The organism is Jatrophihabitans sp., assembly GCF_035474675.1.
Classification (GTDB): Bacteria; Actinomycetota; Actinomycetes; order Mycobacteriales; family Jatrophihabitantaceae; genus Jatrophihabitans_A.
Genome location: NZ_DATINC010000028.1, coordinates 1 through 13,820 on the forward strand (window position 1 = coordinate 1; position 13,820 = coordinate 13,820).

At 69.4% G+C, this 13,820-nt stretch carries 12 protein-coding genes; 3 read left to right on the top strand and 9 right to left on the bottom strand.

Annotated elements, in window-relative coordinates; translation table 11 throughout:
• From VLJ82_RS02585 to VLJ82_RS02605, 5 genes are all read right to left on the bottom strand, one after another.
• Positions 1-134 (bottom strand): translation initiation factor IF-2 N-terminal domain-containing protein (locus VLJ82_RS02585; RefSeq protein WP_408661768.1); only part of this gene is annotated, 134 nt, incomplete at its 3' end.
• 166 nt (positions 135-300) lie between these two features.
• Complete coding sequence (locus VLJ82_RS02590) at positions 301-594, bottom strand: YlxR family protein (RefSeq protein WP_408661769.1); 294 nt, start codon at positions 592-594, stop codon at positions 301-303.
• 52 nt (positions 595-646) lie between these two features.
• Complete coding sequence (nusA, locus tag VLJ82_RS02595; RefSeq protein ID WP_408661758.1) at positions 647-1,747, bottom strand: transcription termination factor NusA; 1,101 nt, start codon at positions 1,745-1,747, stop codon at positions 647-649.
• Positions 1,734-2,363: a ribosome maturation factor RimP gene (rimP, locus tag VLJ82_RS02600; protein ID WP_408661759.1), complete on the bottom strand. Its 630-nt coding sequence runs from the start codon at positions 2,361-2,363 to the stop codon at positions 1,734-1,736. The genes nusA and rimP overlap by 14 nt, the downstream gene beginning before the upstream one ends.
• A gap of 172 nt (positions 2,364-2,535) precedes the next feature.
• Positions 2,536-3,258, bottom strand: a complete 723-nt coding sequence (locus VLJ82_RS02605) for a DUF2071 domain-containing protein (RefSeq protein ID WP_408661760.1) — start codon at positions 3,256-3,258, stop codon at positions 2,536-2,538.
• A 151-nt stretch (positions 3,259-3,409) separates the two neighbouring features.
• Between VLJ82_RS02605 and VLJ82_RS02610 the strand changes: the two genes are divergently transcribed.
• Positions 3,410-3,946, top strand: coding sequence for a hypothetical protein (locus VLJ82_RS02610; RefSeq protein ID WP_408661761.1), 537 nt, complete (start codon positions 3,410-3,412; stop codon positions 3,944-3,946).
• Entirely contained in the window at positions 3,943-4,467 is a 525-nt protein-coding gene (locus VLJ82_RS02615; RefSeq protein ID WP_408661762.1) for a DUF4439 domain-containing protein, read from the top strand. The genes VLJ82_RS02610 and VLJ82_RS02615 overlap by 4 nt, the downstream gene beginning before the upstream one ends.
• Before the next feature lie 13 nt (positions 4,468-4,480).
• On the opposite strand, the gene VLJ82_RS02620 is transcribed toward VLJ82_RS02615, so the two are convergent.
• The 3 genes from VLJ82_RS02620 to VLJ82_RS02630 form a co-directional block, all read right to left on the bottom strand.
• The gene (locus tag VLJ82_RS02620; RefSeq protein ID WP_408661763.1) at positions 4,481-5,203 is read right to left on the bottom strand and encodes an HAD family hydrolase; all 723 of its coding nucleotides are present in this window, start codon (positions 5,201-5,203) and stop codon (positions 4,481-4,483) included.
• A 34-nt stretch (positions 5,204-5,237) separates the two neighbouring features.
• On the bottom strand, positions 5,238-6,089 hold the full coding sequence (locus VLJ82_RS02625; protein WP_408661764.1) for a GNAT family N-acetyltransferase: 852 nt from the start codon (positions 6,087-6,089) through the stop codon (positions 5,238-5,240).
• A gap of 94 nt (positions 6,090-6,183) precedes the next feature.
• Positions 6,184-7,386, bottom strand: coding sequence for a GNAT family N-acetyltransferase (locus tag VLJ82_RS02630; RefSeq protein ID WP_408661765.1), 1,203 nt, complete (start codon positions 7,384-7,386; stop codon positions 6,184-6,186).
• A 164-nt stretch (positions 7,387-7,550) separates the two neighbouring features.
• On the opposite strand from VLJ82_RS02630, the gene VLJ82_RS02635 reads away from it, so the two are divergent.
• Complete coding sequence (locus VLJ82_RS02635; protein WP_408661766.1) at positions 7,551-12,581, top strand: RHS repeat-associated core domain-containing protein; 5,031 nt, start codon at positions 7,551-7,553, stop codon at positions 12,579-12,581.
• A 200-nt stretch (positions 12,582-12,781) separates the two neighbouring features.
• Here VLJ82_RS02635 and ispG read toward each other — a convergent pair.
• The coding region (gene ispG / locus VLJ82_RS02640) for a flavodoxin-dependent (E)-4-hydroxy-3-methylbut-2-enyl-diphosphate synthase (RefSeq protein WP_408661767.1) at positions 12,782-13,820 on the bottom strand (1,039 nt) is incomplete at its 5' end.

A 13,820-nucleotide genomic window follows, 5' to 3' on the forward strand; every position in this document is an offset into this window, starting at 1 on the left:
CGGGCAACCGGCGGCTCGACCGTGGACGATGCGCTCTTGACGAACTCGCCGAGTTCGTTGAGCTTCGCTAGAACTTCCTTGCTGGGTACGCCGAGCTCTTTGGCGAGCTCGTGTACGCGGGCCTTGCCTGCCACTGGACTCCTTCGTCGCAGGACCGGCGGACAAGCCCGCTCGGTCCCGATTTAGGTGGGAAACGCACTCATGGTTGGCGCTTCATCGGGTGCTCATAGGTCTTCTCACAATCGCTGCGTACTCGTCAGCGGGAGCTGGCGAGAGGGCAATTCCGACTCGATCCACCGGCTAGCCGGCAATCGACTCGACATACGTCCGAACCGGCGAGGTGTCCAGTTGGGCGGTGCTGCGCAACGCCCGTCCGAACGCCCGACGACGCTCGGCGAGCTCCATGCATCCGAGGACCGGGTGAAGCCAGGCTCCCCGTCCGGATGCACGGCGTCGCGGGTCCGGCAGCACCTGGACCGGCTGGCGCGGCGGACTCGAAGAGTCGCCGGCCCCGGAAGACGCTGGTGGCCCCGCTACGACGCGAAGCAGATCGGCGGCCGGGGCTCGCTGGCGGCAGCCGATGCAGGTGCGCAGGACGCGCGTGTCACCGAGCTGGCCACCGTCGAGCTGACGACCGGCTACAACTCTACTCCCCACCGGCGCCGGATTCGGCCACCTGCCGGTCAGAGATGCGCGTCACCGGGTGGATGTCGACCGCGGGCTCCGGATCCCAGTCCTCGGCCGGCTGCGGCGACTGCTCCTGGGCCGCCTGCTCGGCGTCGGAGTGGATGTCGATCCGCCAGCCGGTCAGCCGGGCCGCCAGCCGGGCGTTCTGGCCCTCCCGCCCGATGGCCAGCGACAGCTGGTAGTCCGGCACCACCACCCGGGCCGCCTTGGCGACCGGGTCGATCACCCGGACCTCGCGGGCGGCGGCCGGCGAGAGGGCATTGCCGACGAACACCGCCGGGTCCTCGTCGTAGTCGATGATGTCGATCTTCTCGCCGTGCAGCTCGGCCACCACGTTGCGGACCCGCTGCCCCATCGGCCCGATGCAGGCGCCCTTGGCGTTGAGCCCGTCCACCCGGCTGCGCACCGCGATCTTGGTCCGGTGGCCGGACTCCCGGGCCACCGCCATGATCTCCACGCTGCCGTCGGCGATCTCGGGCACCTCCAGCGCGAACAGCTTCTTGACCAGGCTGGGGTGGGTCCGGCTGACGGTGATCTGCAGGCCGCGCATCCCGCGGGTCACCGACACCACGTAGCACTTGATCCGGGTGCCGTGCTCGTAGACCTCGCCGGGCACCTGCTCCGACTGCGGCAGCACCGCCTCCACCTTGCCGAGGCTGACCAGCACCAGGCCGCGCTGAGAGGCCTGGGCGTCGGCCTGGATGATGCCGGTGACGATGTCGCCCTCGTGGCCGGAGTACTCGCCGTAGGTGTGGTCGTGCTCGGCGTCGCGCAGCCGCTGCATGATCACCTGCTTGGCGGTCATCGCCGCGATCCGGCCGAAGTCGGTGGGAGTGTCGTCGAACTCCTCGACCAGCTCGCCGTCGGGCGAGTACTCGGCGGCCCACACGGTGACCGCGCCGGTCTTGGGATTGATCTCCACCCGGGCGTGCGGCATCGGGTGGTTGGTGTGCCGGTAGGCCGTCAGCAGCGCCGTCTCCAACGCCTGCAGGACGGTCTCGAAGGAGATCTCCTTCTCCCGCTCGATGCTGCGCAGCGCCGCGATGTCAACCGAGACCATGGCTGCGGCCCCCTTCGTCCGGTTCGGCTTCGTCCGACTCGGTCTCGTCCGGCTCGGCTTCGTCCAGCTCAGCCTCGTCCAGTTCGGCTTCGTCGAGCTCGGTGTCGTCCAGCTCGGTGTCGTCCGGCTGGGTCTCGTCCGGCCCGGGGTCGCCGGGACGGGAGAACTCCACCTGCACCCGGCCGGGCCCCAGTCCCGCCAGCGGCAGGCTGTGCTGCCGGCCCTCGACGTCGAGCTGCACCGCCGAGTCGTCGGCGCCGACCACCCGGCCGGTCAGTGGCCGGCCGTCGACGTCCACGGTGACCAGCCGGCCAGTGGCCCGGCGCCAGTGCCGCGGCTCGGTCAGCGGCCGGTCGACCCCCGGCGAGCTGACCTCCAGCACGTAGGGTCCGGCGAAGCTGGCGGCACCGTCGGCGTCGAGGACGTCGGAGACCGTGCGTGAGATACGTGCCACCGCGTCCAGGTCGATGCCGCGGTCACCGTCGACGCTCACCCGGATCAGGCTCCGGCGGCCGGCGGCGGTCACCGAAAGGTCGTCCAGCTCGTACCCCGCGGCGCTGACGACCGGCCCGATCAGCTCGATCAGCTGTTGACGTTGCGGCGTTCGCGCAGTCATGTGGGCGCTCCCGTCGGTGTCCAGTTGTCTGTTCGATGCCCCGCGAAGTCGGGCGCGCCAGCTTCGAAAGGCTGTCTCACCAGCGTACCGGCATCCATCCGGGCGCACTCGTCGGAGTGGCACCGGCGGGATCGGCACCCCAGCCCGCCGCGAAACCGGACCGTCCCCGCTCTCACCCGCGCAGCGGTGCCAGTGCCTCCCAGGTGACCGGAACCCGGCGCATGACGAGTGCGCAGTCGAGCCGGACCGATCCGTCCGGGAAGACCGCCCGGTCGGAGAAGAACGACGAGCGCGCCTGCAGCACCGTGGCGGGCTCGACCTGCCAGGCCGTCGTGTGCAGGGCCAGCCCGTCGAACCGGCCGGGGTCGGCGGTGGCCGAGAAGCCGGTCGAGCCCTCTTCGAAGAACGCCGAGGCGGATTCGGCGTCGGCGAACAGCGCGCTGCCCTCCAAGCTGTCGGAGAGCCTGACCGCGACGCTCACGTCCGCGCTGCCGTCCCGCGCGGTGAAGGCGACCCGGATCTCGGAGGCGGACTCCGCCACGTCGAAGGTGGCCCGGTGCTGGGTACCCGGGAACAGCCGGCCACCGACGACGACGTTCAGCAACGAGTCGCTGTCCCGGCGCGGGATGTAGACGCCCTGCTGCACGCCGGTCGGCGAGTTCCACTCGACGGCGATGCGGTGGGCGGCGTTCTCGCTGCGCACCCCGACCCACGCCGGCAGCGGCCGGGGCCGCATCGACCCGAGCCGGATCAGGCAGATGCCGGCCACGGCGTACCCGTTGACCAACTGGGGCCGGAACGGGGCCGGCAGCATCGCCGCGACCGCGTCCGGATCGACCCGGTAGTTGATCAGCAGCCGGCGCTCGATCTCGCCGGTGAGTTCGGGAACCTTCACGAGGGCACTGCCCAGCTGGCCACGACGAAAGCGTACTCAGCCAAACGCCCGTCCCGCCCGGAAATCCCGGCAGCCCGGGACGGTTCGGACGGGGCACACGCGTCCTCGGGTGTGGAACCGAGGCAGCCCGCAATGAGAGACTGCTCGCGCCATGGCCGACATCTCCCGCAGGACCCTGCTGAACCGGGCGTTGCTCGGCACGGCACTCGGTGGCGGCGCGTTGCTCGGGCTGACCCGGCGGGTCCACCACCAGGTGGCCACCCCGCCGCCCCCGCCGCCGGTGGCGCTGACCGCGGCGCTGGCCCGGCAGCGGCAACTGCTGGCCTCCTACGACCGGGTGCTGGTCGGTGAGCGGAGCCATCCGGGCTTGGCCGGGCTGCGGGCCGACGTGGCCGCGCACGGCACCGCGCTGCACGAGGTGCTGCAGCGCTATCCGGGCTGGCGGCTGGCGGTCACCGCCTCGACCTCGCGGGCCGTGCCGGCCCCGGGCAGCTCGTCGAGCGGCCCATCCAGTACCGCGGCGGCCGACCCCATTGCGGCGCTCGCCGAGGCCAGCAGGACCGCGGCCACCGCCACCACCGCCGCCTGCCTGCAGTGGCCGGACACCGAGCCGCACGCCGCGGAGGTGGTGCCGCTGCTGGGCAGCATCGCCGCCTGCCTGACCAGCCACGTCCAGGTGCTGCGATGACCACGCCCGGCAAGCAGCCGGCGGACCCGGTGGTGCAGGCCCTGCAGCGGGTGCTGGCCGCCCAGCATGCCGCGGTGTACAGCTACCCGGTGATCGGGGTGGCGCTGCGCGATGCCGGCCAGGTGGAGCAGGCCCGGCAGCTGGAGGCCCGGCACCGCAACACCCGGGACGAGGTGATGGCCCAGCTGGCCGCCCGCCATGCGGTTCCGGTACCGGCCGAGGCCAGCTACGCCCCGCCGCAGCCGGTGACCGGGCCCGCCGATGCGCAGCGCTGGGCGCTGGAGGTCGAGCAGGCCTGCGCCGGCGCCTACCGCTACCTGCTGGTGGCACCGGTGCTGGCCGCGCGGGCCGCTCCGACCGGCCCCGCCGGCGACGGTACGGACAGTGCGGCGGCCGCCGCCGAGCAGGCCGCTCTCCGGCGGCAGGCCCTGACCGGCCTGAACACCGCGGCCCGGGACGCCACCGGATGGCGCACGCTGCTGAGCCCCACCGCGCCGACGGTGCCGTTCCCCGGCCTCTAGCCGTTCCGGGCCGCTAGGTCGACGGCTGGTCCGGAACGGCGCGCGCCGGCACGCCGTCGGCCAGCCACCGGTCGATCACCCCGACCAGGTCGGCCAGGTCGGTGATCACCGCGTCCGGGGTGCCTTCGATGCCAGTGGTCTGGGCCGCCGGGATGATGCTGTGCGGCACCAGCACCGCGTGCATGCCGACCTGGTTGGCGCCCCAGACGTCTTCGAACAACCGGTCGCCGACGTAGACCGCCCGGCCTGGGTCGGCCACCCCGACCGCGTCCAGCGCTGCCCGGAAGGCCTGCGGATGCGGCTTCACCCACGGGATCTCGGAGGTGTACACCGCGCCGTCGATCAGGTGGCCAACGGCGTCCCGTTCGAAGATCCGCCGGTGTTCCTCGGCCGGCCAGACGGTGTTGGACAGCACGCCGATCTTCAAGCCGCGTTCGCGCAGCGCGGTGAACAACCCCGGCACCGCCGGGTCGGTGTAGCTGTGCGCGTCCCACCACTGGTAGTAGGTGCGCAGCTGCTCGTGGGTCAGCCGCAACGCGGCCCGGTCCAGGATGTCGTCCATGGTGCCGCTGCGGTGGTCGGACTTGACCGCCTGCCAGACGCTGATCTCGGCCTCGTGCAGCGCCCGGGCCTGCACCTCGTCGGCGGTCACCGCCAGCCAGCACTCCATCGGGTCGATGGTGTGCCACGGGGTCAGCGTGCCGCCCCAGTCGAAGATCACCGCGTCCAGGCTCATGGGTGATGGATTACCACAAGCCGCCGACACTAGTTCAGAACAGCACCGTGCTCAGCGTGCTGACCTGGCGCATGCCGAGCCGGTCGTAGAGCCGGCGGCCGGCGATGTTGTAGTCGTTGACGTACAGGCTCACCGACGGCGCCAGCTCCAGCGCGTAGCCGAGGACAGCCGCCATGGCGGCGGTCGCTATCCCCTGCCGGCGCCGGTCCGGACGCACCCAGACCCCCTGGAGCTGCGCGGTGGCCCGGCCCAGCACCCCGATCTCAGCCTTGAACTCGACCTGGCCCTGCTCGTCGAACCGGGCGAAGGCCCGGCCGGCCTCGATCAGCTCGGCGACCCGGGCCCGGTAGCCCCGGCCGGCGTCCGGGCCGATCGGCGAGACCCCGAGCTCCTCGGTGAACATCGACACCGCCGCCGGCAGGAACCGGGGCAGGTCGGCCGGCCGCACCCGGCGCACCCGGGGATCGGGCTCGATGCCGGGCACCGCCTGGGTCGCCAGCAGCGGCTGGCTGGCCCGGATCGCCCGGGCCGGCCCCCAGCGCCGGGACAGCACCGGCCACATGGTGGCGACCGACTCCGCCGCCCCCACGATCGAGGAGCAGCTGCGGCCGCCCCGGGCCAGCTGGCCGGCGATCAGCTCCAGGGCGGCGAGATCCTCGCCCACCGGCACCAGGTTGCCGCCGCAGAACGCCGCCGCGCGCAGCTCGTCACCGGCCTCGCCGACCCCCCACAGGTAGCCCCCCAGGCGCTGCGGGTTCAGGTCCGGAGCCCGCTGCAGCCGGCAGTCCACCACGCAGTTGAGCACCCGGTCACGCTGCACCAGCGACCGCACCGCCAGCTCGTCGGCGGCTGCCAGCACCCGGGGCCGGGCCTGGATGACGGTCATAGGAAAAACGTACCGCGCGCACCCGGACTCGGCGCACCGGTGTACCGGCCTCCGACGTACTCGGAGGGTCAGCCCGCCAACCGGTGGGTGAGCCCTAGAACCCGGTGCCGTGGAACGGCGCCCGGTCAGTGGAGAAGGCCAGGTCCAGCCGGGTCAGCAGCGCCGGGTCGTCGCACTGCAGCGCGCCGGCCCGGGCCAGGGTGTGCAGCCGGTGCCCGCCCAGGTACGCCGAGCCGAGGCCGGCCAGGCTGAAGCTGGCCTGGGCGGGCCGGTCGGTCGGCTCACAGCTGGCGCCGTCCGGGCCGCCGGCCAGCGCCAGCCGCCGGTCGCCGAGCAGCGGGTCGCAGACCTCCACCACGGTGTCGATCTCGGCCCGGTAGCTGCGCGCGGCCAGCAGCGCCGCCGCGTCGACCGGACGCAGCCAGACCCCGTCGTTGACCGCGGTGGTACGCACCTGCCGGAAGTCGGTGACCAGGAACGGCAGCGGGTCGTCGGCCGGGATCTGGTGGCTGTCGATGGTCTCGAACAGGTCCATGCCGAGCAGCACCTGCCAGAGCGCGACGTGCGCATCCGTGCTGCCGATCACGTAGTCGGTGATCCGGCACTGCAGCGCCGCGATCCCCTCGTTCCACTGCTCCTTGACCCGGTAGCTGACATAGCCGTCCGGGTGGGTCAGGTAGAACTTGGCGCTCATCCCGCCCCGGTGCTGTTCCCGGTCAAGGAAAAGATGGTCCCACCAGGACTCGGTACGGTTCAGTGCGCCGGGCACCTGCTCGCGCCAGCGCCGGTGCAGCTCCGGCAGCACCGGACGGGCCTGCTCGGCGGTCAGCACCTGCACCTCACCGCTGACCTGCCGCTCCGGCCGGGCCAGCCGGGTGAACCGGCGGTCGATCACCGTGTGGTGCACCGAGCAGGCCGGGCCGTAGCCGAACCGGCCGTAGATGCTGCCCTCGCTGGCGGTCAGGATGGCCGCGGCGAAATCCGCGGCGGCGAAGTCCCGGACCTGCCGGTCCATCAGCGCGCGCAGCACCCCGCGCCGGCGGTGCAGCGGGCTCACCGACACCCAGGTGACGCCGGGCACCGCTACCGTGCCGCCGGGCACCGTCATGTCGAAGTCGTAGTGGCCGGTGATCCCGATGATCCGGCCGGCCAGGGTGGCCACCAGATAGGTCGCGGGCTCGGACCCGAAGGCGTCGGTGAAGTCCTGCTCGGTGTAGTGCTCGCCGAAGGCGAAACCGTCCAGCCGCAGCAGCTCTTCGTAATCGTCCGCGGTCGCCGGCCTGATCTCGATGTCCACGCCGGTTGAGTCTCCTCCCGGCTGCCGACCGGCCACAAACGGTTTACCGGCCGGGCTGCACTGAGAAACCAGCAAATCTCACTTTCGTAAAGACTCTCTCATATCTGTCTAAAAGGCGTTAGGGTCGCCGGGCCCACCGCGCAACCGGCAGCTTTGGGGGTCCCGTGTCCGGTAAGCCAGCTCTGTCGCGTCGACTACTCATCCTGCTGAGCATTGGCATCACTGTTATCGCTTCAGCGGTGCAACCGGTGCTCGCCTTGCCACCCGATCACGGTCCGGAACCGGCTCCGGTGTCGGCGCCCGCGTCGCCCCGGGTCCGTCCGGTCGGTCACGGGACGCCTCCGGCGGGTTATCCCGCGGTGCCCAAGGCGGCGGTGACGAAGCCCTCGGTCAAGCGGGTTCGCCCCACCGTCACGAACCCACAGGGTGACCAGTTGACCATGACCGATCCCTGGGTAGGAGGGTTCGGAGATGAGAAGAACTGGACTAATGCTGTCGGTGACGGTTCAGGTGGCTGGTACTTGGAGGACTGCAGATCCTCCTCGCTCGGCTACGGCGGGGCACTGTTGCCGTTCTGTGTTTACGTCCAGGTCTACGACTCCGTCAGCGGTTCCGAGGCCAGCACGAACAACAGCCAGACCGACGCCGTCTATGACGCCTGCGGCCGGCTGGTGGATCAGCAGTCGACCTACGGCTGGTCGATGATCGACACGGGCTATCTGGCCAGCGCCTACGAGGGAAGCTATCCAACTTCCGTCCCGACGTCTGGGGTGTGCTGGGGCACGTGGACGGTGGTGTACACGTTCTCAGAGACGTTCAACGACGGGCAGACGTTGGCGCAGACAGCCTCGAGTTCATTCGCGGTGTACCCCTCGGAATCAGCCGCTGAGGCTGCGCAATATCCACAAGCCACGCCGCAGGGAGGTCCGGTCGATCCGTCAGAGACGTACGGCGGTTGTGACAGCCATGCAGTACACGGCTCGGCGACCGGTTATCCGATCGATACCGCTTCCGGCAATTTCTGGCACGCCTTCACCGATCTGTCGATACCCGGCCGCGGGCCGGCGCTGGATCTGGCGCGTACCTACAACTCACTGACGGCCAGCACCGACAGCCGGTTCGGCTATGGCTGGGTTGACTCCTACGCGCTGAACTTGTCTATCGGGGCCGGCAGCGTGGTGGCCCACTGCGAGGGTGGTGCCACCATGACTTTCAGCTATGACGGTTCCACCTGGACTGCGCCACCACGGGTGCTGGCCACGCTGACTCACAACGCCGATGGCAGCTGGACGCTGGTAAAACATGCCCAGAGGACCTACCGGTTCGATACCACCGGGCGGTTGACCGCGATCAGCGACCTGAACAATTACACGACCACTCTGAGTTACCCGTCCAGCTCCCAGATGGTGGTCACCGACCCGGCCGGGCGGACCCTGACGTTCTCCCTGACCGGTAACCACGTCAGCTCGATCTCCGATTCCTCGACGCCGGCTCGCACGGTGAGCTACGGCTATGACGCAGCCGGCAACCTGACGGACGTGATCGACGCCGGAAACGGGCATTGGCAGTTCAGTTACGACAGCTCGCACCGGATGCTGACCATGCGCTCCCCGCGGTACTACGGCGACACGACCACCACCCCGTCGCCGGTTGTGACGAATCACTACGACTCGGCCGGCCGGGTCGACTGGCAGAGCGACCCGCTGGGCCGCAAGACCTCTTTCGACTACATCAGTGCTGCCGGCTCGACGTTGGTGACCAATCCGAAGGGCAACGTGCGAGCCGACGAATACACCGCTGGCTTGCTCACTGCGGTCACCCGCGGGTACGGCACCGGACAGGCCGCCACCACCTACTACCGCTACGACCCGGCCACCCTGGGGCGGAGCATGGTGATCGACCCGAACGGGGACATCAGCCGGGCCCAGTATGACTCGAACGGCAACCCGGTCTCCCGAACCGATGCCCTCAACCGGACTACCTACTACACCTACAACGACTTCAACGAGGTCACCTCGGTCACCGAACCCAAGAGAATCGATTACTGGCACCCGATCACCACCAGCTTGACCTATGACGACGCCGGCAACCTGCTGACCACCGAAGCGCCGCTGCAGGATGCCTATGGCAATACCACGGCCACCGCGACCACCACCTATCACCACGACGATCCGGCCCATCCGGGAGACGTCACCTCGGTCACGGATCCGAACGACAACACCACCATCAACACCTACGACGCCTATGGCGACCTCATCTCGACCACCGACGCTGCGGGTGACAAGACGACCTATGGCTATGACACCGCTCGCTCGCTGCGTGTCCGGATGGTGTCGCCGAAAGGCAACCTTGCCAATGCCGATCCGGCCGCATACACAACCACATATGCCTATGACGCCTATGGACGGCCGACCATTACCAGGGATCCGCTGTGGACTTCAGCGACCTCCAGCCAGCACCAGACCGTGCGGCACTACGACAAGGACGGCAACCTGGATTCGGTCACCGACGGCAACAACCACACCACCGGCTACAGCTACGACGCGGCCGGCGAGCGGACCGCCGTACGCCGTCCAGACGGCAGCACGCAACGCACCGACTACTGGCCCGACGGCACCGTGCACGTCCAGTACGACGGGAACAACCAGCCGACCACCTACCAGTACAACTCTCGCAGCGACCTGACCTCGGTCACCGACCCGCTCGGTCGGGCCACCTCGTACGGCTACGACCTGGCCGGCCAACTGACCAGCAAGACCGATTCGAGCGGCCGGGTCACCGCCAACGGCTACGACGCGGCCGGTGAGTTGGTGAGCATCAGCTACTCCGACCACCTCACCCCCAACATCAGCCGCATCAGCTACGACGCTGACGGCCAGCGCACCTCGATGACCGACGGCACCGGCACTTCCAGCTGGACCTACGACTCCTTGCACCGGCTCACCAACACCACCGACGGCACCGGCCACACCGTCAGCTACGGCTACGACATCGGCGGCCGACTCAGCTCGATCAGCTACCCATCCGGTGCCGGCACCGTTACCCGAGGCTGGGATAGCGCCAACCGGCTGCGCACCGTCACCGATTGGAACAGCCACACCACCACCTTCAACTACGACGCCAACTCCAATCTGACCAGCGAGATCTACCCGAACGGCACTACCGCCAGCTTCACTTTCGACACTGCTGATCGACCAGTCGGTATCAGCGACGCATCCACCGCCAACCCGAGCACGCCGTTCGCCAGCTTCGGCTACGGCCGCGACGGCGCAGATCTGCTCACCTCGGTGTCGGCCACCGGCGTGCCCAGCGACAACCACAGCTACGGTTATGACCCGGTCAACCGGCTCACCAGCCTCGACCAGACCACCGCCTACAGCTATGACGCCGCCGACAACCTCACCAGCCGGCCTGCCAACATCAACCAGGTCTTCGACCTCGCAAGCCAACTGCGAGCCAGCGCCAACAGCCCGGCCATCTCCTATATCGGCTCGGCCGGCGCGGGCGATGCCACCAACAAGACGCTCACCCTGACCCTGCCTACCGGCACCGCGACCGGCGACACGGTCATCGCAGCGATCACGCTTGACAGCAACAAGAGCGCCACCCTGCCGGCCGGCTGGACCAGCGTGGGCAGCTACACCTCCGGCGCCTCCAACTCTGCTGCCAAGGTCCTCATCTACCGGCACGCCGTGACCAGCACCGACACCTCGGTCACGGTCACCTTCTCCGCCAAGTTCGCCAAGAGCCTCGCCCTGACCACCTACCGCAGCGTGCATCCCAGCACACCCATCGACGTCACCGCCGCTGGATCGGCCAGCCCCGGAACCGCGGTCACCGCCCCCTCGCTCACCCCCGGCGCGGCGAACGACCGGCTGCTGCTCATCACCGGCGCCGACGGCGTCGCCGGCAGCTGGACCCCACCGACCGGCATGACCAGCCGGGCGCAGCAGACCGGTGGCAGCACCGATGTCGCCTTCGCCGACCAGGCCCTCACCGGTCTAGCCGCAACCGGCACCCGCACGGCCAGTCACAGCGGCACCGCCACCCAGCTCGTCGCCGCCATGGTGACTCTCAAGGCGACCCAGACCAATTACGGCTACGACAGCGACGGCAACCGCACCAGCAGCACTCCGCCCACCGGAAGCGCCACCACCCTCGCCTACAACCAGGCCGACCGACTCACCAACTACAACGCCACCGCCACCTATCAGTACAACGGTGATGGCCGCCGCGTAGGGAAAACCGTCTCCGGCACGGCTACCGCCTTCGTCTGGGACGAGGCCGACAACACCATGCCACTGCTGCTCGCCGCCGGCTCCACTTACTACATCTACGGCCCCGGCGGTGTTCCAATCGAACAGCTGACCTCGAGCACAGTGCAGTACTTCCACCAAGACGCCTACGGCTCCACCCGGTTGCTCACCGACAACTCCGGCTCAGTCGTAGCCAGCTACACCTACGACCCGTACGGCAATCTCAAGGCCCGAACCGGAACTACCGACACCCCGATCCGCTGGAACGGGCAGTACCAGGACACCGAAACCGGGCTGTACTACCTCCGCGCTCGCTACTACGACCCGACCTCGGCACAGTTCCTGTCCAGGGACCCGATCGAGCAACTGACCCAACAGCCGTACCAGTACGGCCATGGCTCTCCGCTGAACGAATGGGATCCGAGCGGCCTCGGGTGTGGCTGGACCAGCCCGTGGGACTGCGCCGGCCAGGCCCTGGATTTCGTCCACGACGCGAGTGGGTACGTCGCTACCGGAGCCGGTGTCTGCGCCCTCGGCGCCGCGGCTTCGATTGTTGGCGAAGGCGTAGCAGCGTCATGCGCTCTGGCCGGGCTCGGCGCGGCCGGTGTCCAAGCTGGCACCGGACTGATCCGGCGCGGCATTCACCAGGAGGGCAAGGGCGAGCTCACAGCCGACCTGCTCGGGCTGGTCTTCGGTGGCATCAGTTACGGCCTGGCTGAAGCGGGCACGGCCCTGGCGAAGAATGCCAGAGCCTGGCAGGAGCTCGCCGGTCAATCAGGTTTCCTGCGCAGCCTGCGCTACGGTGCCCGTGCCGGACTCAGTGAAGCAGGCTCAGACCTGGCACGCCTGGGGTCCCTCCTGATCGACGTTCCCACGACCATAATCGGGCTCTATCAGATCGGACGGGATGCCATCGGACTGTTCAACTCGCGATGCTGAAGGCGACGTAGTCCCCTGCCATGGTCCCGCACCGGCGCGACCACGCGCAGCTGGAATACATCCGGGCACGCTGCGCATCGCGCCGACGGCGGTCATATCACCGAGCCCTGCCAGCGTGCCACGAAGCTGGCCACAGCCCCCGGCCCGATAGCGAGGGATGATCGGCTCCCCCACATCGGCCGGAGTTGGAGGACACCGCCCTAGCTGACCGCCACCGACGGCTCGCCCGAGCCGACTCCGGCCGCGGTCATCTCCTCCGCGATCCGCAGCGCCTCCTCGATGAGGGTTTCCACGATCATCGATTCCGGCACCGTCTTGACCACCTCGCCGCGGACGAAGATCTGGCCCTTGCCGTTACCGCTGGCCACTCCCAGGTCGGCCTCCCGGGCCTCCCCCGGACCGTTCACCACACAGCCCATCACCGCCACCCGCAGCGGCACCTCGATGCCCTCCAGCCCGGCGGTCACCTTCTCGGCGAGGGAGTACACGTCCACCTGGGCACGCCCGCAGGACGGGCAGGACACGATCTCGAGCTTGCGCTGGCGCAGGTTCAGCGACTGCAGGATCTGCAGGCCGACCTTGACCTCCTCGACCGGCGGGGCCGACAGCGACACCCGGATGGTGTCGCCGATCCCCTTGCTCAGCAGCGCGCCGAAGGCCACCGCGGACTTGATGGTGCCCTGGAACGCCGGCCCGGCCTCGGTCACCCCCAGGTGCAGCGGGTACTCGCACTGCTCGGCCAGCAGCTCGTAGGCCCGTACCATCACCACCGGGTCGTTGTGCTTGACCGAGATCTTGAAATCCGAGAAGCCGTGCTCCTCGAACAGCGAGGCCTCCCACAGCGCCGACTCCACCAACGCCTCCGGGGTGGCCTTGCCGTACTTGGCCAGCAGCCGCTTGTCCAGCGAGCCCGCGTTCACCCCGATCCGGATGGAGACCCCGGCATCGGCCGCGGCCCGCGCGATGGCGCCGACCTGGTCGTCGAAGGCCCGGATGTTGCCCGGGTTCACCCGCACCCCGGCACAGCCGGCGTCGATGGCGGCGAAGACGTACTTCGGCTGGAAGTGGATGTCGGCGATCACCGGAATCTGCGACTTCCGCGCGATCGCGGACAGCGCGTCGGCGTCATCCTGGCTCGGACACGCCACCCGGACGATGTCGCAGCCGGCGGCGGTCAACTCGGCGATCTGCTGCAACGTCGAGTTGACGTCCGAGGTCAGCGTGGTGGTCATCGACTGC

Excerpts from the sequence above, each read along its gene's own strand:
- VLJ82_RS02615 (WP_408661762.1), top strand. The coding sequence starts at position 3,943 with ATGACCACGCCCGGCAAGCAGCCGGCGGACCCGGTGGTGCAGGCCCTG.
- VLJ82_RS02625 (WP_408661764.1), bottom strand. The coding sequence starts at position 6,089 with ATGACCGTCATCCAGGCCCGGCCCCGGGTGCTGGCAGCCGCCGACGAG.
- VLJ82_RS02610 (WP_408661761.1), top strand. The coding sequence starts at position 3,410 with ATGGCCGACATCTCCCGCAGGACCCTGCTGAACCGGGCGTTGCTCGGC.
- nusA (WP_408661758.1), bottom strand. The coding sequence starts at position 1,747 with ATGGTCTCGGTTGACATCGCGGCGCTGCGCAGCATCGAGCGGGAGAAG.
- rimP (WP_408661759.1), bottom strand. The coding sequence starts at position 2,363 with ATGACTGCGCGAACGCCGCAACGTCAACAGCTGATCGAGCTGATCGGG.
- VLJ82_RS02620 (WP_408661763.1), bottom strand. The coding sequence starts at position 5,203 with ATGAGCCTGGACGCGGTGATCTTCGACTGGGGCGGCACGCTGACCCCG.